Raw genomic sequence first — 18,505 nt, 5'->3', positions numbered from 1 at the left:
GCCGTGCTGCAGTGCTGCAGTGAGCCGAGCCGCGTGAATCGAGGCGGTCACTCTGTGGCTGGGTCGGCGCGCCACGGGCTCGCCCGCCGGCGAGCCATCGCCCCGTCAGATGCCGAGGCCGGGATGGTCCCTGAGCTGTCTGCGGGAGGTGATGCCGAGCTTGCGGAAGATATTGCGCAGATGCGCGTCGATGGTGCGCGGGCTGAGGAAGAGCCGGGCGGCGACTTCTTTGGACGTCGCACCGGTGGCGACCAGGCGTGCGATGTAGACCTCCTGCGCGGTGAGCTGGTCGTAGGCCGGCCCGGATCGGCCGCGGGCCTTTTCGCCGGTGGCACGCAGTTCGTCCGCCGCCCGCCGGGCGAACGCTTCGACGCCCGCCTCGGACAGCAACTCGTGGGCGGTACCCAGGTGCAGGCGGCAGTCGCGCCTGCGGCCCTCGCGCCGCAGCCATTCCCCGTACAGGAGGTGGGCCCTGGCCCGGTACGGGACCATGGGGCTCTTCTCCAGGTGCTCGACGGCCTCCCGGTAGTGGTCCTCGACTCCGGTCACCAGACCTCGTGCGTACGCGGCGATGCCCAGGCCCGAGGGGGTTCCGCCGGCCTCGGTGCGCTCGGTCAGTGATTCCAGGGCTCTGGCGGCTTCGTCGTGCTCACCGCACCGGACGGCCGCCTCCACCAGCTCGGGGAGGGCGAAGCCGGTGAGGAAGAGGTCGCCGTGCGCGGCGGCCTTCCGGGCCGCGGTCAGCGCGGCCGGGTAGTCGCCCAGGCCGTTGTGCAGGACAGCTGCCGTCACCTGGGTGTTGGCGATCAGTTGCCCCGAACCACGCACGGTCGCCGCCGCGGTGACCGTCTCGAACAGTTCCAGGGCCTCCTGGCGGCGGCCACGCATCGCGACCAATTGCAGCCGGTGATACGTCACCGGGGGGCCGCCGGTAGCGTCGGCGATCGCCTCCTCCTCGGCGATCGCCGCCATCGCCTGCCCCAAGTCGCCGGTCAGCACGGCGTAGGACGCCATCTGGGCGAGGCCCAGGCGCAGCAGGAGCGGCGAACCCGACTCGCGGCCGGTCTTCTTCAGCCACTCGATGATCGCCCCGAGGGCGTGCGGGTCCCACAGTTCGCCCGCGAGCATGACGGCGAGTGCGGGCCGCCGGGTCCACATCGGAGCGTCGTCGCCGTCGAGAACGTTCCGTATCAGCGGAACCGCGGCCCGGTGTCCGTCCGCCTCCAGCCGGATCAACGCGTCCAGGACGTCCGGGGAACGCGGTGCCGGCGCCGCGGACCGGGCCGCCGCCAGGACCGTGTCCATCACTCCCGTGGCCCGGCCGACGACCAGGCTCATTTCGAGCGCGTCCAGGAAACACTCGCGGGACCATTCAGGGTCCGGGTCCGCGAGCCGCTGGGCGGCGCGCAGCATGAACATCGGTCCGTTGCCGTCGTTGTGCCGTGTGAAGGCGATCTGTCCGCGCAGCAGATCGACCCTGGCGTGCTGGAGTTCGTCCAGTGCCGCGTTCTCGACGGTGGCCAGGAGTTCCGCCGCGGTGTCGGTGATGCCCGCGTCGAGCTTGGCCCGCACGGCCGTGAGCGTGCGTTCGGTCCGTCTGTCGGCGTCCAGCGACAGTTCCGCCGCGCGTTCGAGGAAGGCCGCCGCGGCCACTGCGCCGCCGCGCGACCGGGCTCGTAACGCGGAACGCTCCAACTCGGCGGCTACGTCTTCGTCGGGTCCGGTGCCGGCCTGGGCACGGTGCCATGCGCGCCGGTCGGGGTCCAGGACCGGGTCGGTGACCTCGGCCAGCACCCGGTGAGCGGTACGGCGCTGTTCCGCCTCGGCTGCCCGGTAGACCGCGGACCGGGCCAGCGGGTGGCAGAACCGGACACGGGTGGAGAACTCGACAAGCCCGGTGGCGGTCGCGGCAGCACTGGACGCCATCAGGTCGACGCCCAATTGCCGCGCGGCGGGCCACAACAGGCCGGGATCGCCGGTCGGGTCGGCGCTCGCGACGGTCAGCAGCAGCCGCGCTCCGTCGGGCAGGTCGGCCAGCCTGGACTGGAAACCGCGCTCGATCCGGGTCGGCACCGACGAGGTGTCCGGCGGGGCGAACCCGCCGGCCCTGGGCAGTTCGAGCAGCGCCAGAGGGTTTCCGCGTGCCTCGGCGATGATCCGCCGCCGTACCTGGTCGTCGAGCCTCATATGACTCTGTGCCGCCAGCAACATCCGTGCGTCGGTGTCGCTCAGCCCGCCGACGAACAGGCCGGGTAGTTCGTCGAGTTCACCCTCGGCGCCCTGCGGCCGGGTCGCGAACATCATGGCGACGGGTTCGCAGACGACGCGCCGGGCCAGGAAGGACAGGACCTTCGAGGAGGCCATGTCCAGCCACTGGGCGTCGTCGATCAGACACAGCAGCGGTTGCTCACGGGCCGCGCAGGACTGCAGCTCCAGGGTCGCCAGCCCGATGCGGAACACGTCCGGTGGCCCCGTGACCAGTCCGAACGCGTTCCGAAGAGCCTCGCGGTGCTGCGCGGGCAGTTCGTCAAGATGCGGCAGCATCGGCACGCAGAGTTGGTGGAGTGCGGCGAACGGCAACTCCCTCTCGTACTCCGACCCGCACGCTGTGACGATCCGGAACCCGGAGGCCGCCCGCCGGGCGTGGCCCAGCAACGCGCTCTTGCCGATGCCCGCCTCGCCTCGCAGGGCCAGTGCCCCGCCCCGGCCCTCACGCGCGGCGCCGGTCAGCTCGTTGATTCGCCTGATCTCGGCCTGCCTGCCGACGAGTTGACCGGGAGAGTAGTCCAACGTCATGCCGCAAACGTTAGGGCCTGCCTCACTCGGGCATGTGATCCGCCGAGTACGGGCTGCTGACGCCGGTGTAGGCGAGGTGCATGATCATGCCGTTGGCGGCGTGCTCGAAGTTGTGGCAGTGGTCCATCCAGATGCCGGGGTTGTCCGCGGTGAAAGTTATCTCGAACACCTCGCCCGGGGCGATGTTGAGGGTGTCGGTCCACCAGGGACCACCAGTGGCCGGCTCCCCGCCCCGGGAGAGCGCGCGAACGCGATGGCCGTGCAGGTGCAGTGGGTGGTCGTTGACGCTTCGGTTGGCTACACGCACCCGCACCTGGTCCCCTTCGGTGACCTCCAGTGCGGGCACCGCCGGGTACAGCCTGCCGTTGATCATGCTGCTGACGAAGCCGAACCCGTCCGGGCCGAAGCCGAAGCCGTCGTCCAGCCGGAGATCGTACGTGCGGTCGTAGCGGTCCGGTGCGGAGCGGGCGCCCGAACCGTAGTTGAGCGGATCGAACAGCGTGCCGTCGCTGAGGTCGGCGGGTTGCGCCTTGCCGTCCGGGCTGAAGGCGAGTGCGGCAGAGCCCTGGTTCTCGGAGAAGGCAAGGGTCACCGCACGGTTGGGCATGGTGAAGGCGATGTCGTGGCGCCCACCCGCGGCCAGCAGGAGATCGGTCCCCGCACCGACCGGTTCGGCGCCCTGGATCGCGTTGCCGTCGATGGCCGCGACGGTGAAGCGCGTACCGCCGACGAATCCGGCGCGGCTCCGCCGTTGATGGAGAAGTTCGAGTCGTACGACATCACGGACGACCCCGACCCCGAGTTCGGCGCCAAGGTCGCGGAGCTGCAGAGGCGCCACTACAAGACCGACCCGCAGCTCGTCCGGTTGGTCGCGGACCTGCCCTCCCATACGGACAGTAGCGCTCTTCCGGACATCGGCTAGTACCGCCGGGGAGTGCGCGGGGGCCTTCACCTCATCACCTTGCACCGTGAAGTCATCGGTGCACCCTCTTGTCACGCTTGAACTAACACATGTAGCCTTACAGTCGTAAACACACAGTCGAAACCTCTAGAGGTACGCCATGAGCAGCACCGTCACCACCTCTGTCACCGAGATCGTCCTGCCCGGCACGGTCGAGCCGGACGGCCTGGAGCTCCGGACCCGCGATCTCCCGGCTCCGGTCAAGGGCCAGGTCGTCCTGCGGATGGACGCGACCGGCGTGTCGTTCGCCGAGCAGCAGATGCGGCGCGGCACGTACTACGACCAGCCGCCGTTCCCCTTCGTGCCGGGATACGACCTGGTCGGCACCGTCATGTCGGTCGGCCCGGAGGCGGACGCCGCGCTCATCGGACGCCGGTTCGCCGCGGTCACCAAGACCGGCGCGTGGACCAGCCACCTCCTCGTCGACGCCGCGGACCTGATGCCCGTACCGGACGGAGTGGACGCGGCCGCGGCGGAGACGGTGCTTGTCAACGGCGTCACCGCCTGGCAGATGCTGCACCGCGTCGCCAAGGTCCGCGTCGGCGGCACGATCGTCGTGCTGGGCGCCAACGGCGGCGTCGGCTCCACGCTCGTGCAACTGGCCCGCCACGCCGGGATCACCGTGATCGGCACGGCCTCGACCCGCCACCACACGACCGTGACCGAGCTGGGCGCGGCCCCGGTCGACTACCGCGACCCTCAGATGTACGACAGGATCCGCGAACTCGCACCCGATGGCGTGGACGCCGTCTTCGACCACGTCGGCGGCACCGGGATCGAACAGTCGTGGCAACTGCTGCGCCGCGGCGGAGCCCTGGTCTCCTACGGCAGCGCGGCCACCAAGGACAACGAGGGGAACTCCCAGTTGCCGGTACTGAAGCTGTTCGCGCGGCTCGCCGCGTGGAACTCCCTTCCCAACGGCAGGAGTGCTCAGTTCTACAACTTCTGGGCCAGCAAGCGCCGTTGCCGTGCCTCCTGGCAACAGCGGATGAGCGAGGACCTCACCCAGGTGCTGCGCCTGGTGGCCGACGGCGCCCTCACCCCGCAGATCGCCGCGAAGATCCCGCTGTCCGACGCCGCCTCGGCGCTGACACTCGCCGAATCCCGCACTGTTGCCGGAAAGATCATCATCGTGCCTGAAGCATGACAGTGCGAGTGCCGCTGTCGATTCGCCGCAACCGAGCTGGGCCGTCCGCCCACGTAGCCGGCGAGGAGAGGGCGGCCGCCCGAGCGCGGACATCGCGGTCGCCGCGACCAACGTCCACGAGTGCGGCGACGAACGGCCGTTGCCCCTGCGCACGATGGCCCGGCCGACCGGTATCGCCACGTCCCGTCCACCCGGGCGTCGGCCGACAATCCGGCTCGCCGTAGTCCGCGAAACCTCAGGCGGTCTGTTCCGGGCGGCTTGAGGCCACCATCGACGCGCACCCTATGCCGACGACGCCGGCCGGCGCCTGTAGGCCGCTTGCCTGGCCCAATCCCGCGTCTCGTCTCTCGTCTCTCGTCTCGTCGGCGCCGAATGCTCGGCTGGCGTCGGTCCGTTCGCCGACTCGGTCGCTCTCTGGCTCAGCCCGCAACGGACTCGCTCACCAGCGCACCGTTTGTCCTCGTTCCCCAGGCCGTCGATGTCGTGTGTCTGCCGGCGCGGCGACGCCCCGCTGTCGGCACACCGGCCCAGCCGGGACTCGCCCGAACCACGCGCTCAGGCATGGGTCACGCATCGGGTCACGCCTCGTGAACTCACGCACCTTCTGACGCTCCGCCCCCCGACTCCGGAGGCATCCGCCATGTCCATCACCACCACCGTCACGCCGGCCACCACCGGCCGCCCGACCGCGGCACGCCTCCCCGGCGAGGTCGACAACCGCGCGACCTACATCAGCTTCGGTCTCGCCTACGTGCTCGGCCACGGCTCCGCCGCCCTCTCCAAGGGCGACACCCCCCTGCTCGACCTGCCCGGCTGGCTGCCGATGGCCCTCCTCGGTGCCGGGCTCGCCGCCGGTACCATCCTGGCCACCGTCGCCGCGCTGCGGGCCCAGCGCACCGCCGTCCACCCCGACGACGTCCTCTCCGGCAAGCTGCTCGGCGCCGCCTGGGTCACCGCCTTCGCCGCCCTGTTCCTTGCCATCACGGGCCTGGCCTCCACTCTCGACATGCCCGACGTGCAGTCCCTGCTCTGGCCCACCGGCTCCGGCTTCGTCGTCGGCCTGCTCTACGTCGCCGAAGGGGCCCACCGCCGCAACCTGCTCCACTACAGCCTCGGCACCTGGCTCGCCCTCACCTCCACCGCCGCACTCCTCCTCGGCAGCCCCGGCCTCTACTGGGTCCTCACCCTCGCCGGCGGAAGCGCCTACGCCATCGCGGCGATCCTCGAAAACCGCCGACTCGCGTCCCTCTCAGGCCTTCTGCGCATCGACAAGGGCGTCCGCGTAGGGACCGAGGAAACCTGGACCGGTGCCCAGGTCTAAGTGGTCGGCATACCAACGGCGTCGAGCTACGCAGCTTTCGCCGACGCGACGGCATGACTCCCGCCGGGACGATCAACACCAGCAGCCCAGGACCACTAGGAAGAGACCGACTCGATGACATCACGACACAAACTCATGCAGGGCATGGCTGTCGCCGCGGTCGCCACGGCGACGACTCTGTCCGCGCCGTCCGTGGCAGCGGCGCGCCAGGCACAGCCGGGTGCCGGGACCTACCAGGAATGCCGGGGCGTGACCGTAGACAGGAGCGCACCGGTCATCAGCCGCGCAAGCGTCCTCATCAAGGCGCCGCTGACGACGGTCTGGAAACTGCACACCGACATCGACGCATGGGCCGCCTGGATACCGGAGATCACCCCGGCGCGGAAGAAGACGCCGGGACCGCTACGACCGGGCTCGGTCTTCGAATGGTCCCCCCAGAACATGAAGGTCACCTCTACGGTCGCCGCGGTCCAACGGATGCGGTGCACCGCATGGGCCGCGCCCGTGAACGGCATCGACGGCGTACACCTGTTCACCTTCAAGCCGGTCAAGGGCGGTGTGCTCGCCACGACCGAGGAATCCTGGGCAGGTGCCCCCGTCGAAGCCGACATCCCCGGCAACCAGGCCGCCCTCGACGCCGGCCTCAACGACTGGGTGAACCGGCTCAAGACCACAGCCGAGACGAAGACCGGCTGCACCGACCACAGGGCCAAGTAGCAGGAATCCGGTGGTCTGGAGGACGAGCGGGGGCACACACAGGAGACCTGCCGGGCTGAACCCCCACGGGCAGCGGCGCACCGCCGACTCTCTCGTCGTGACTCTCGCGACGCGCCTGGTACGACACCAAGTAGCGTGCACGAGGGAGGAACGGTCGGCCTGAGGCCCGCCCCGCTCGTGCCTGCACAGCACGACCGCTGAGAGCCATTGGCCGGTCGCCGGACGGAGAAGTCCCCCGAACCCCAAAGGCATTGAGGTGCTGTCGGCAGGAAGCGGTCTGGACGGAGGCCTGCCGTTCGCTCAACGGGTGTGAGCGTGAACCAGACACAGGAGGGCTCCCGCAAGTCACGTCCTTGCGGGAGCCCTTCCTTCTACTGCCTGCCGGTGAAAGGTTGAGAAGACGATCACGAGCAGGACATCTGTGCGCGCCTACGCCGTCACGGCGTGAGCAGCAGGCTGTCGCCGCGCTCTTTGGCCGCGGTGTAACGCCGGGCCACGTCCTGCCAGTTGACGACGGCCCACATGGCGTCGATGAAGTCGACCTTCTGGTTCTTGTACTGGAGGTAGAAGGCGTGCTCCCAGGCGTCGAAGACCAGGATCGGGGTCGAACCCTGGCCGACGTTGCCCTGGTGGTCGTAGACCTGCTCGACGATCAGACGACCGCTGAGCGGCTCGTACGCGAGTACGCCCCAGCCCGAACCCTGGGTGGTCGCGGAGGCCTTGGTCAGCTGGGCCTTGAAACCCGCGAACGACCCGAAGGACTCGGCGATCGCGTCCGCGAGCTCGCCCACTCCGTCCTTCTCCAGCGGCTCGCCGCCGCCGTCGCCGGTCATGTTGTGCCAGTAGATGGAGTGCAGGATGTGGCCGGACAGGTGGAACGCCAGGTTCTTCTCCAGCCCGTTGATCGACCCCCACGACTCCTTGTCCCGAGCTTCCGCGAGCTGCTCCAGGGTGTCGTTCGCGCCCTTCACGTACGCCGCGTGGTGCTTGTCGTGGTGCAGCTCGACGATCTGGGGGTTGATGACCGGTTCGAGCGCCGTGTAGTCGTACGGGAGCTCCGGGAGCGTGTAAACCGCCATGTGCAACATCCTTCGGCGTTGTTATTGCCAATCGTATGCAGTTGCACGCTAACAGCAAGAAAGGCACCCGCCGATCAGGCATTGGTCCTAGGACTTCCGCCGTGTCGCGCAGAGACAACCACCCCGACCCATCGCACTCCGGTCGCAGGGATGGGCGCTCAGGTCGCAGGCGATGACGGGCCACCGAAGCCGGCAAGGGGGCGGGACGACGTCCGCGAGGACGGACGAGGTCAGGCAGGACGACGCCCCGCACCCGGCTCATACGGCAATGCCGCGTCCGCCAGTCTGGCCCAGCACCCCACCTTGTTGCAACACTTACGTTATTGCACACTACTTGCAATAAGTTTGACGGTGCAGAAAGGGGTGGGCATGGGCTCTCCGATCGTGCTCGGCATCGAGTCGTCCTGCGACGAGACCGGCGTGGGCCTCGTCCGGGACGGGCAGCTGCTGGGCCATGTGGTGGCGTCGAGCATGGACGAGCACGCCCGCTTCGGCGGTGTCGTGCCCGAGATCGCCGCCCGCGCCCACGTACACGCCGTACGGCCGGTGATCCGGCGGGCGTTGGACGACGCCGGCCTGCGGCTCACCGACATCGGCGCGGTCGCGGTGACGACCGGGCCGGGCCTCGCGGGGGCGCTCCAGGTGGGTCTGGCCGGAGCGAAGGGGATCGCCTACGCGCTGGGCGTCCCGCTGTACGGCGTTCACCACCTGGCCGGTCACGTCGCCGCCGACACCCTGGAGCACGGTCCCCTGCCCGACCCCTGCCTGGTGCTGATCGTCTCCGGAGGCCACACCTCGCTCCTCCTTGTCCGTGACCTGGCTCGCGACCCGATCGCCCACCTCGGTGACACCCTCGACGACGCGGCCGGGGAGTGCTTCGACAAGGTCGCGCGCGTCTTCGGGCTGCCCTACCCCGGCGGTCCGGCCATCGACCGGGCCGCGCGCACGGGGGATCCGCGCACGGTCGCCTTCCCCCGCCCGCTGACCGGCTCGCCCGATCACGCGTACGACTTCTCCTTCTCGGGGCTGAAGACGGCCGCCGCACGTTGGGCGGAGGGTCACGCGGGCCGGGAGCTGCCGGTGGCCGACGGCGCGGCCTCCCTCCAGGAGGCCGTTGCCGATGTGCTGACACGCAAGGCGGTCGCGGCCTGTGCCGAGCATGGCGTGGGCACGCTCGTCGTGGTGGGAGGGGTGGCCGCGAACTCGCGGGTGCGCTCGCTCGCCGAGGAGCGGTGCCTCGCGGCTGGGATCGAGCTGCGCGTGCCGCCGCTGAAGCTGTGCACGGACAACGGCGCGATGATCGCCGCCGTCGGCGACCTCCTCGTACGGGCCGGAGCCGAACCCGCCCCGCTGGACCTGTCCATCGATCCGTCGGCACCGCTGGAGTACGCCACCCTGCACCCGGCGGCATCCCTGGCAGGTGCGGCCCGATGAGCATCCGGATCCTCAAGGGCGCCGACCTGCTCGCCCACACCGCCGCCCTGCGCTCCGTGTACGTCGACGCCTTCTGTGCCCCGCCCTGGAACGAGGACGAGGAGAAGGCCGTGGAGTTCGTGGGCCGGCTCCCCGTGAACGTGGGCGGCCGGGTTTCACCGCCGCGCTCGCCTTCAGCGGCCAGCAGGTCACCGGCTTCGCCACCGCCTGGACCACCCTCGCCCCCTTCCCCACCGACCGCTGCTATCCCCAGGCCGCCGCCGGCCTCGGACCCGCCCGCACCGAGAGCTGGCTGTGCGGAGCCCGCGAGATCGACGAACTCGCCGTACGCCCCGATGCCCGCGGCACAGGCATGGCCGCCGGCCTCCTCGATGCGGTCACCGACGATGCCCCCGAGGGCCGGTCGTGGCTGCTCACCTCGGTGCAGTCGACGCGGGCCATGTCCTTCTACCGCCGCCAGGGCTGGACGCAGGCCACCCATCCCTCCCCCGACGGCAAGGGCATTGTCGTCTTCCTCGGCCCTCGCCACCCCGCCCGGGCGCTCGCCGTCCAGCCCCTGTAGGCGTCGAGGCGCCGGTCGCGCGTCCGATCAGGGGAATGTGAACCCGCACCCGCTCCCCCACACCTTCCGTAAGGGGAGAAATAACCTCATGACTGTTACCGCACACCTCGACACCACCCGCCCCGTGGCGACGCTCATCAACGTCTTCACCGTCTCCCCCGACCGCCAGGCCGAACTCGTCGATCTGCTCGCCCGCGCGACCGAGGAGACGATGAAGCACCAACCCGGCTTCATCTGCGCCAACTTCCACGCCTCCCAGGACGGCGAGCGTGTCGTCAACTACGCCCAGTGGGAGTCCGAGGAGCACTACCGCGCGATGCTCGCCAACCCCGAGGCACGTGTCCACATGGACCAGGCGGCCACCATCGCCACCGACGTGCAGCCGCGGCTGTTCCGGGTGCGGTCGACGCACCGCAAGGAAGCGCAACCCGGCAAGAGACAGCCATGACCGGTCCGCACATACCGCGGATACCGGAGAGCGACCGCGCGGTCCGGCACCCCGATTTCGGCCGTCTGATCCGTGACGAGGCCACGGACACCGTGATCTGTCATGTGTGCGGGCGGGCCTTTCGCTCGCTGGGGGCGCATGTGCGGGTGCACGGGATGACCGCCGCGGAGTACCGGAGGGAGTTCGGCCTGCTGCGGGCCCGGGCACTCAGCGCGCGGTCGTTCTCACAGAAGCAGTCCGACACCCGTCGCGCCGGGTACCGGGCTTCGGAAGGTGCCCAGGCGCGCTTCGCGGCGGGCCGGGCGATGGCCCGCTCCGGCGAACTGACCCGTCGACGCCACATCACCGCCCGCACACTGGCGGACCCCGAGGAGCTGCGGCAGGTGCGCGAGGAAAGCCTCACCGCCGGACGCCGCACCCAGGCCCGGGCAGCCGACAACCGCCTGACGGCCGCACTGCGCGCCGGAGGGTTCACGGACCTCGCGCAGGCGCTGCGGACCGTGTACGTCGACCGGCAGCACAGCATCGAGGACACGGCGCGCATCCTCGCCGTCGGCAAGGGCAGGCTGCGGCGTCTGCTGGTCGAGTACGGCATCGAGGTCCGCCCGACGGGTCAGAACTCCGCCTCCGGGCGGCGCTCACGCATACAGCTCAACGACCGGGCCGCCGCCGAGCGGGTCGGCGCCCGGAACATCACGGCGTGGCTGCGCGAGCGGACCGCCGAGGGCGCCACCCTGCGGGAACTGGCTGCGGCCACCGGCCGCAGCATCCCGTGGGTGGCGGCCCGGATCGGCCCCCGGTGAGCCTCGACCGGGCCCGGTGGCCCCACCGGACCCGGCCGTCGCTCGCCTACGCGACCCCCGTCATGCTCGCGAACACCACGATGTTGTTGGGGTAGTAGTGCCGGTCCGCGTCGAACTTGCCGCCGCAGGTGACCAGCCTCAGTCCCGCGTGGTCGAGGTTCTTGTAGATCTCCAGGGTGGGGAACTCCTTCTTCGGGTACTCCTCGACCCGTTCCACCGTGAAGGTGGCCGTCTTCCCGTCCTCGCGGGTCACCTCGACGGCGTCGCCGGCCTTCAGCGTGTCAAGTCCCTTGAAGACCGCGTCCGCGCCGTTCCAGGTCACGTGACCGGCGATCACCGCGGGCCCCTGGGAGCCCGGGGTGGGGCCCGGTTCGTACCAGCCCGCCAGGTCGGGGTTCTTCGGGGTCGTCATCGCCCCGTCCGCGTTCTGCCCCAGCGTCTCCAGCGCGCTGGAGACTCCGAGGGAGGGGATGCTGACTTTCTGCGGCACAGACCGTTCCAGGGCTGCGACCGCCTGACCGGCGCCCGAGCCCGTCGCCGGAGTCCCGCCGCCCGCCGCCCCTGAGGGCACGCTCTGGCCCGGGGGCGTCTGCGAGGCCGATGTGTCCTGGCCCGCGCAGGCGGTCAGGAGCAGGGCCGCGGTGGCAGCGGCGATAACGGCGGCGGGGACGCGCCGTCCCTTGGCCCGTGCGCTCGTGGCCGAGCGGTTCACGCGGCACCCCCGGTCTTCGCCGCCGCGGCACCGGACGCCGTCCGCCGACGTACGGCGAACAGAACGCCGGCCGCCGTCGCCGAGGCCGCTCCGGCGGCGCCGATCATCGTGCCCGTGGACATGCCCGCCTCGGTGGCTCCGCTGCCGGTCTCGATGCCGCCGACCGGCACGGAGCCGACCGCGGCGCCCTTGACCTCACCGCAGTTGGTCGGGGCGGTCGCCTCCTGGGGCAGCTTGGGGTCGAGCTCGCTCTTGCCGGCGCCCTCGAAGTCGTACTCGCCGTTGCCGTTCGGGTCGATGCCGTGCTGCACGATGTGCAGGTCCTTGATCTTCTCGACCACGTCCTGGCCGACCTTGATGGTCCGCTTGTACGAGATCTTGCCCTCGTCGTCGGCCACGGGCATCCGGTCCACCGCCAGGCCACTGGTCGCCGCGTCGGTGTCCCCGGAGACGGTGAGGGCGATGTTGATGTCGCCGTAGTGGACCGTGGCCTCGGTGTTGTTCAGGATCCCGTCGCCGTTGGTGTCGGCGCTGCCGTCCGGGCAGACGAAGTCGTGCCCCTCGGTCGATCCGTGCAGGTGTTGCGCCGAGGGCTGGCCGGGCACCATGCCCTCGGACTTGATCCACACCGTCATCTCGTCGCCGCGCAGGCTCACCAGGGCCGTGCCCTTGGAGCCGGAGTCGTTCAGCTGCTCCAGGTCGAGCTGGAAGGCCGGGGTGTCCTCCTCCGCGAGCGCCGGAGAGGAGCCGGCCACGGTGAGCAGGACGGCGGCGGGCAGAGCGGCGAGCACCGCGAGACGACCGGTTCGCTTGGACATCACGTTCGTTCCTTTTCCGCGGCTCCCGTGGGGAGAGCCGCATGTCGTACGGATTCCTGGCGATGCCCGGGCGATCGGCCGACCGCTGCCGGGAGCATCAACACCCCGTGCCCACACACCAGTTGGGAAGGAGTCGGTGGGAACCGCGCCCTCTTATTGCAACTGATGTGCAGTTACCTATGTAACGCAGCAAGGCTCTCCGGTGTTCAAAGCCGGCCGCGAGGTTCTGCGCGTCGCCGCCCGGCGGAATCTCCGGCCTGCTCCGCCGGTGGCCTGGTGCTCGTGATGTCGCCCGGTCCCGGAAAATGCCGCAGACTTTCGTATAGGGGCCCGTATCGCCCGTATCGAGGCCCATATCGCCGTGCACCGCGGAGAGGGTGACGGGTGTGCTTGAGGTCCCGCTCTGGCTGTGGGGAGCGTTCGCCGCGACGGTGGTGGTGTCGCTGGCGGTGGACCTGCTGGCCCACCGCACCGCGCACGTGATCGGCTTCAAGGAGGCCGCTGCATGGAGCGGCCTGTGGGTGGGTCTCGCCCTGATCTTCGCGGGCGTCGTCTTCCTCGTACTGGGCACGACGGCCGGCACCGAGTACACCACCGCGTGGCTGCTGGAGAAGAGCCTGTCGGTGGACAACCTCTTCGTCTTCGCGGTGATCTTCGCCTACTTCAAGGTGCCCCGCGCCTACCAGCACCGCGTGCTGTTCTTCGGCGTGATGGGCGCCCTGGTCTTCCGAGGGATCTTCCTCTCCCTCGGTGTCGCCGTCGTCAGCCGCTTCACCGCGGTGCTGTTCGCCTTCGCCGCCATCCTCTTCTACAGCACCTACAAGCTCCTCAAGAACGAGGAGGACAGCTTCGACCCCGGCAAGAGCTTTGCTCTACGACTCCTCCGCAAGGTCATCCCGGTCCGGGACGAGTACGCGGGCATGAAGTTCTTCGTCAAGGAGGCCGGCAAACGCGTGGCCACCCCGCTCCTCGCGGTGGTGGCCGCGATCGAGGCCGCCGACCTGGTCTTCGCCGTCGACAGCGTCCCGGCCGTCCTCGCCGTCAGCGATGACGCGTTCATCGTCTACACCAGCAACGCGTTCGCCATCCTGGGCCTGCGTGCGCTGTACTTCTTGCTCGCGGGCCTGCTCGACCGGTTCCACTACCTGAACAAGGGCCTCGCGATCATCCTGGCCTTCATCGGCGTCAAGCTCATCCTCCAGGCGTCCCACAAGATGATCAGCTCCAGCATCCCGGAAATCCCCTCGCCGATCAGCCTCGCGGTCATCGTTGTCGTTCTGGCCGCATCCGTCGTACTCAGCCTGCGACGACCCGCCCCGGGCCATCCGGCCCACACCACTCAGCAGGAGAACGCCCCCTCCCTGCCTGATGCGGCAACCGAGGAGCCCGGGCTCGACAAGGGCACGCATGCCGAGCGGGAACAGCGACGGGATGATCCACTCTGAGCGGCGAACCGATCAGCACGCGATAGATGGCACGCCGATCATCTCTTTATCCGCCAACCCGGCCTATTGTTAAAGAATGAGCAAAACCGAGCATGAGACCAGTCCCCCAGGGACGCTTGTGTGCCCGGTCTGCAAGCACCCCCTGGACATGAGCATCAAGAAGCGGCACAAGACGCTCGGAGTCTTCGTGCCCGTGTGGGGTCCGGACCCCTGCCAGAACCCCGAGTGTCTGGAAACCCTGAAGGAGCGCGAACACAACAGCCCGCAGAACGACTGACGTCAGCACAGGACCCGGGCCGAACCGATGCCGCTCGCGGCCGAGTGATCCACCGCCTCGTCCGGGCCCTCTGTCACACGAGGCCGGTGACGGTCACGGTGACGTGTGCCCGTACGGCCTCTTCCGGGCACCTCACCGCCAGGTGGTCCAGGACGGTACGGCGAGCCGCGCGGGCCACGTCCACCGTGCGGGCCCGCCTGCGCGCCACGAGGTGGACCTCGACGCGCCAGGGCCCGGTGCCGCCCGGGCCGGCCAGGCGCACTCCGGCCGTTCGCTCGGCGGCCGTTTTCGGCTGTGAGCGGGCCAGGGCGGAGCGCACCCTTGTGGCGAGCCCCGGCTTGAGGAAGGCGACGCCCGGTACGTTCTGCACGGCCCGGGCGATCTCCTCGGTAAGAGTGCCGTGCACGGTGTGCTGCGTCATGGGGTCGAGCCTTCCTGGCCGTCGGGCGGTGTGTCGACGAGATCGGTGATACGGATGTCCACGGCCGCTGTGCCCATGCCGAGCTCGCGGTCGGCCGCCTCCTGCACTCGCCCGCGAACCTGGTCCGCGAGGTCCGGAAGGCAGGCGTCGGCCGGCGCGTGGATCTCGAGGCGCACCTCAACCGGACCGGCGCCCCCGTCGGGGTCGGGCAGTAGCCGACAGGAGCCGGCCCGCACGCCGGGCACCGTCTCGGCTGCCGCACGCAGTACGCGGGCCGCGACCGCCTCCATGATCCAAAGGTCCTCGGCCGGCTCCCCCAGCGGCAACGGACGGCCCGGACGCAGTTCGAGACGCACGACATCCATCACCCGGCGGGTCAGCATCGACGCGTCGTAGCCTGCGGTGTCCGCGCCCTCGTCACGCAGATCACGCACGGCCGTCTCGAGCTCGTCGAGACCAAGTACCGCCTGCCGGCAGTGCGGGCACTCGTGTCGGTGCGGGTCGTCCACCTGTCGTTCCCACGCGTCCCAGACCTCGGACAGCAGTCGTCCGCAGAGCAGCTGCTCGTCGTCGTGCACGTCCGTGTGGTCGGGTGGGTTGTGAGCGGTCATCGCCAGGCCCCCAGTGCTTGTGTCAGGCAGCGTCGTGCACGGAAGACGCGGGCACGGACAGCCTCCTGGCTGATCCCGACCGCGTCCGCGATGAACTCGTAGGACTGGCCGTCCAATTCTCTCAGCACCCAACAGGTGCGTTGTTCGGCCGACAACTGGTCGAGAGCCTCCCGCAGTTCGCGGACCGCGTCGCGGCCCTCGGTGATGCGGGCCGGAGAGGCCGCGTGCTCGGGGGCGGGTACGTCCCCCGCCGCCTCCAGGGGCGCCTCCAACTTGCGGGATCGCAGCACATTCAGGCAGCGATTGGTCACGATCCGGTATGTCCAGGTGGCGAAGGAGGACCGGCCCTGGAACTCCGGAAGCCGTCGCCAGGCACTGATGAAGGCCTCCTGTACCGCGTCCTCGGCCTCCGCGCGGGTTCCGAGCAGGCGTGTGGCCAGCCGGATCAGTGCGCCGGCATGGCGCTGGACGAGGACAGCGAAGGCGTCCTCGTCCCCTTCCGCGGCCCGGACCGCCAGCAAGGCATCCTCGGCCTCGCCCTGCGTATCGGGTGCTGCGGTCTGTCTACGGGCCCCCGCCACTGGGCGGCTCCTCTCGTCCGTTCTGAAGGTTGGACACATCTGGGCCGCCTCCTGTTACGCGGCACTTCCAGAAACTGGATCCCTGCGGATGCGGGGCAAGGCGTTCCTGGGACGAGGAGCTCATCTCCGGCCCGGTACACGTGGGTGGGAGAGAGACGGAGCCGAGGCGGAAGTCGACGACCGTATTCATGAATCCGTTGCGGCGACACCTGCGGATTGGTCTGAGAAAAAGCTTCCTCCGATCGGGTGATCGACCAATCCGCCAGGCTCTCGGGGCCGGATTCCCCACGTGACAGACGACGAGAAGAAGCCGCGAATTCCCCGCAACTGGCTGCGGCTGATTCTGGGTTCATTCAGTGGCGCTCTCGCGGGATTCGCGGCTCTCGCTGTCGCCGAGCTCGTGTCGGCGTGGGTGCGCCCGCAGTCCGGTCCCGTCATCGCGGTCGGGGGTGCGGCGATCGACCGTACGCCGGCCGGTGTGAAGGACTGGGCGATCCGGAATTTCGGTACCAGCGACAAGCTGGTTCTTCAGCTCGGGATTCTTTCCGTTCTGGCCTTGTTCGCGCTGGTGTTGGGACTTGTCGCGCTGCGATACCGGCGTACCGGGGCGGCGGGGGTCCTGGTGTTCGGGATTGTCGGGGCTGCCGCGGCTACGAGCCGGCCCGACTCGACCGGCTTCGCCGACGCGCTGCCCTCGGCCGCAGGTGCGGTCGTGGGAGCCGTGGTCCTGTTCCTGCTCGTCGGCCACCTCACGCTCCCCACTTCCACTTCCACGCCGAGTCCGAGCAACGGTGAGGAGGGGGACTCGGCGGTCCGCGCTGCCGGGTGGGATCGTCGCGGTTTCGTCGTCGCCGCGACCGCTGCCGCCGCCGCGTCTGCCGGGGCGGGTGCCCTGGGACGGGCGCTGGCCGGTTCACGCGGTCAGGACGCGATCGCCTCGCGCGGGAACGTCGCCCTGCCCGCCCCCGCCTCGCCGGCTCCCGCCGTGCCCAAGGGGGCCCAGCTGCGGATCCCCGGGATCAGTGCCTTCACGACGCCGAACAGCGACTTCTACCGTGTGGACACCGCGCTCGTGGTGCCCACGGTGAACGCCGCGACCTGGCAACTGCGCATCCATGGGAAGGGCGTCACCCGGCCGGTCACTCTCTCCTTCGAGGACCTGCTGCAACGGGAGCTGATCGAGCGCGACATCACCCTGACCTGTGTGTCCAACGAGGTCGGCGGTCCCTATGTGGGCAACGCGCGCTGGATCGGCGTACGCCTTGCGGACCTGCTCGCCGAGTGCGGGGTGACGCCTCCCTCCCGGGGCGGTACGGCCGACCAGCTGGTGGCCCGCTCGGTGGACGGCATGACCATCGGCAGCCCGGTCGACGACGTCATGGACGGCCGCGACGCCCTCCTGGCCGTCGGAATGAACGGACAGCCCCTGCCCTTCGCGCACGGCTTCCCGGTCCGCATGCTCGTGCCCGGCCTCTACGGCTACGTCTCCGCCTGCAAATGGATCAAGGACATCGAACTCACCACGTTCGACGCCTACGACTCCTACTGGGTCAAACGCGACTGGGCCCGCCAGGCGCCGATCAAGACCCAGTCCCGGATCGACACGCCCAAACCGTTCGCCCGCCCCCGGGCCGGCACGGTCATGGTCGGCGGAGTCGCCTGGGCGCAGCACCGCGGCATCGACAAGGTCGAGATCCGCGTCGACGACGGCCCCTGGCAGGAGACCCGCCTCGCCGCCGAGGACTCGCGGGACACCTGGCGCCAGTGGTCCTTTCCCTGGCAGGCGGGCAAAGGCGGCCACACCCTCACGGTGCGCGCCACCGACCGCACCGGCGCCGTCCAGACCGAGAAGCGGGCCCGCACCATCCCCGACGGGGCCAGCGGTTGGCACTCGGTCGTCGTCACCGTCGACTGACCCCACCCCGAGCCACCTCCCTACCCCCCGTATGAACGCGGCTTCGGCCGCATTGACCCAACAGGAGAAACACCATGAACACCCGTATCCGCCGAATCGCCGTCACCGTTGCCGCAGCCGCCGTCCTGCCGCTGGCCCTGAGCGCCTGCTCGGACGACAGCAGCGACTCCGCGAAGTCGGACTCCTCCAGCAAGGCGTCGGCGTCGGCGGCCGACGACGAAGGCATGGACAGCCCCGGCGCTGCTTCCACGGCGGACGAGCCGTTCGGCCCGGCCTGCTCGTCGGTGCCGGCGGACGGTGCCGGTTCCTTCGACGGCATGGCCAAGGACCCGGTGGCCACCGCCGCTTCCAACAACCCGGCGCTGTCCACGCTGGTGACCGCGGTGAAGAAGGCCGGCCTGGTCGACACCCTGAACAACGCCGAGAACATCACGGTGTTCGCGCCGACCAACGACGC

At 69.9% G+C, this 18,505-nt stretch carries 19 protein-coding genes and 1 pseudogene; 12 read left to right on the top strand and 8 right to left on the bottom strand.

Annotation, left to right across the window (positions count from 1 at the left end; genetic code table 11):
- Positions 1-105: 105 nt before the first annotated feature.
- The gene (locus ACFWXQ_RS23665) at positions 106-2,796 is read right to left on the bottom strand and encodes an ATP-binding protein (protein ID WP_383942890.1); all 2,691 of its coding nucleotides are present in this window, start codon (positions 2,794-2,796) and stop codon (positions 106-108) included.
- Positions 2,797-2,818: 22 nt separating this feature from the next.
- Positions 2,819-3,403 (bottom strand): multicopper oxidase domain-containing protein, encoded by a 585-nt coding sequence (locus ACFWXQ_RS23660; RefSeq protein WP_383942888.1) that lies wholly within the window; start codon positions 3,401-3,403, stop codon positions 2,819-2,821.
- Positions 3,404-3,418: 15 nt separating this feature from the next.
- Here ACFWXQ_RS23660 and ACFWXQ_RS23655 point away from each other — a divergent pair, with 15 nt between their 5' ends.
- From ACFWXQ_RS23655 to ACFWXQ_RS23640, 4 genes are all read left to right on the top strand, one after another.
- Entirely contained in the window at positions 3,419-3,718 is a 300-nt protein-coding gene (locus ACFWXQ_RS23655; protein WP_383942885.1) for a hypothetical protein, read from the top strand.
- Between the two features lie 139 nt (positions 3,719-3,857).
- Entirely contained in the window at positions 3,858-4,904 is a 1,047-nt protein-coding gene (locus tag ACFWXQ_RS23650) for a medium chain dehydrogenase/reductase family protein (RefSeq protein WP_383942882.1), read from the top strand.
- Between the two features lie 640 nt (positions 4,905-5,544).
- The gene (locus ACFWXQ_RS23645) at positions 5,545-6,225 is read left to right on the top strand and encodes an ABC transporter permease (RefSeq protein WP_383942879.1); all 681 of its coding nucleotides are present in this window, start codon (positions 5,545-5,547) and stop codon (positions 6,223-6,225) included.
- A gap of 114 nt (positions 6,226-6,339) precedes the next feature.
- Positions 6,340-6,942 carry an SRPBCC family protein gene (locus tag ACFWXQ_RS23640; RefSeq protein WP_383942876.1) on the top strand — a complete coding sequence of 201 codons (603 nt, stop codon included), beginning with the start codon at positions 6,340-6,342 and terminating at the stop codon, positions 6,940-6,942.
- Between the two features lie 437 nt (positions 6,943-7,379).
- On the opposite strand, the gene ACFWXQ_RS23635 is transcribed toward ACFWXQ_RS23640, so the two are convergent.
- Positions 7,380-8,021, bottom strand: a complete 642-nt coding sequence (locus ACFWXQ_RS23635; protein WP_386269043.1) for a superoxide dismutase — start codon at positions 8,019-8,021, stop codon at positions 7,380-7,382.
- A gap of 369 nt (positions 8,022-8,390) precedes the next feature.
- On the opposite strand from ACFWXQ_RS23635, the gene tsaD reads away from it, so the two are divergent.
- From tsaD to ACFWXQ_RS23615, 4 genes and pseudogenes are all read left to right on the top strand, one after another.
- Entirely contained in the window at positions 8,391-9,455 is a 1,065-nt protein-coding gene (tsaD, locus tag ACFWXQ_RS23630) for a tRNA (adenosine(37)-N6)-threonylcarbamoyltransferase complex transferase subunit TsaD (protein ID WP_383954434.1), read from the top strand.
- Positions 9,452-10,017: pseudogene (locus ACFWXQ_RS23625) on the top strand (GNAT family N-acetyltransferase). Before tsaD ends, ACFWXQ_RS23625 begins: the two are co-directional and overlap by 4 nt.
- An 88-nt stretch (positions 10,018-10,105) precedes the next feature.
- Positions 10,106-10,465, top strand: coding sequence for an antibiotic biosynthesis monooxygenase family protein (locus ACFWXQ_RS23620; RefSeq protein WP_383954436.1), 360 nt, complete (start codon positions 10,106-10,108; stop codon positions 10,463-10,465).
- Positions 10,462-11,268, top strand: coding sequence for a MucR family transcriptional regulator (locus tag ACFWXQ_RS23615; RefSeq protein WP_383954438.1), 807 nt, complete (start codon positions 10,462-10,464; stop codon positions 11,266-11,268). The genes ACFWXQ_RS23620 and ACFWXQ_RS23615 overlap by 4 nt, the downstream gene beginning before the upstream one ends.
- 46 nt (positions 11,269-11,314) lie before the next feature.
- Here the strand turns inward: ACFWXQ_RS23615 and ACFWXQ_RS23610 are convergent, their stop codons facing one another.
- Both ACFWXQ_RS23610 and ACFWXQ_RS23605 read right to left on the bottom strand, forming a co-directional pair.
- The gene (locus ACFWXQ_RS23610) at positions 11,315-11,980 is read right to left on the bottom strand and encodes a class F sortase (protein WP_383954440.1); all 666 of its coding nucleotides are present in this window, start codon (positions 11,978-11,980) and stop codon (positions 11,315-11,317) included.
- On the bottom strand, positions 11,977-12,801 hold the full coding sequence (locus ACFWXQ_RS23605; RefSeq protein WP_383954442.1) for a hypothetical protein: 825 nt from the start codon (positions 12,799-12,801) through the stop codon (positions 11,977-11,979). Before ACFWXQ_RS23605 ends, ACFWXQ_RS23610 begins: the two co-directional genes overlap by 4 nt.
- A 383-nt stretch (positions 12,802-13,184) precedes the next feature.
- On the opposite strand from ACFWXQ_RS23605, the gene ACFWXQ_RS23600 reads away from it, so the two are divergent.
- On the top strand, positions 13,185-14,243 hold the full coding sequence (locus ACFWXQ_RS23600) for a TerC family protein (RefSeq protein ID WP_383954444.1): 1,059 nt from the start codon (positions 13,185-13,187) through the stop codon (positions 14,241-14,243).
- 76 nt (positions 14,244-14,319) lie between these two features.
- The gene (locus tag ACFWXQ_RS23595; RefSeq protein ID WP_386269038.1) at positions 14,320-14,520 is read left to right on the top strand and encodes a hypothetical protein; all 201 of its coding nucleotides are present in this window, start codon (positions 14,320-14,322) and stop codon (positions 14,518-14,520) included.
- A 73-nt stretch (positions 14,521-14,593) separates the two neighbouring features.
- On the opposite strand, the gene ACFWXQ_RS23590 is transcribed toward ACFWXQ_RS23595, so the two are convergent.
- Genes ACFWXQ_RS23590 through ACFWXQ_RS23580 form a run of 3 tightly spaced genes read right to left on the bottom strand, consistent with a single transcriptional unit; the run spans position 14,594 to position 16,133 of the window.
- Entirely contained in the window at positions 14,594-14,941 is a 348-nt protein-coding gene (locus tag ACFWXQ_RS23590; RefSeq protein WP_383954448.1) for a hypothetical protein, read from the bottom strand.
- Complete coding sequence (locus ACFWXQ_RS23585; RefSeq protein ID WP_383954450.1) at positions 14,938-15,552, bottom strand: Asp23/Gls24 family envelope stress response protein; 615 nt, start codon at positions 15,550-15,552, stop codon at positions 14,938-14,940. The genes ACFWXQ_RS23590 and ACFWXQ_RS23585 overlap by 4 nt, the downstream gene beginning before the upstream one ends.
- Positions 15,549-16,133: an RNA polymerase sigma factor gene (locus ACFWXQ_RS23580; RefSeq protein ID WP_383954452.1), complete on the bottom strand. Its 585-nt coding sequence runs from the start codon at positions 16,131-16,133 to the stop codon at positions 15,549-15,551. Before ACFWXQ_RS23580 ends, ACFWXQ_RS23585 begins: the two co-directional genes overlap by 4 nt.
- 289 nt (positions 16,134-16,422) lie before the next feature.
- Here ACFWXQ_RS23580 and ACFWXQ_RS23575 point away from each other — a divergent pair, with 289 nt between their 5' ends.
- The gene (locus tag ACFWXQ_RS23575) at positions 16,423-18,048 is read left to right on the top strand and encodes a molybdopterin-dependent oxidoreductase (protein WP_383954454.1); all 1,626 of its coding nucleotides are present in this window, start codon (positions 16,423-16,425) and stop codon (positions 18,046-18,048) included.
- Between the two features lie 74 nt (positions 18,049-18,122).
- Positions 18,123-18,505 (top strand): fasciclin domain-containing protein (locus ACFWXQ_RS23570; protein ID WP_383954456.1); only part of this gene is annotated, 383 nt, incomplete at its 3' end.

The sequence above is a fragment of the Streptomyces sp. NPDC058697 genome, assembly GCF_042715345.1.
GTDB classification, from domain to species: Bacteria; Actinomycetota; Actinomycetes; order Streptomycetales; family Streptomycetaceae; genus Streptomyces; species Streptomyces liliifuscus.
Note: the sequence above shows the minus strand (reverse complement) of the source record. Positions and strands in the feature narration are given on the sequence as shown.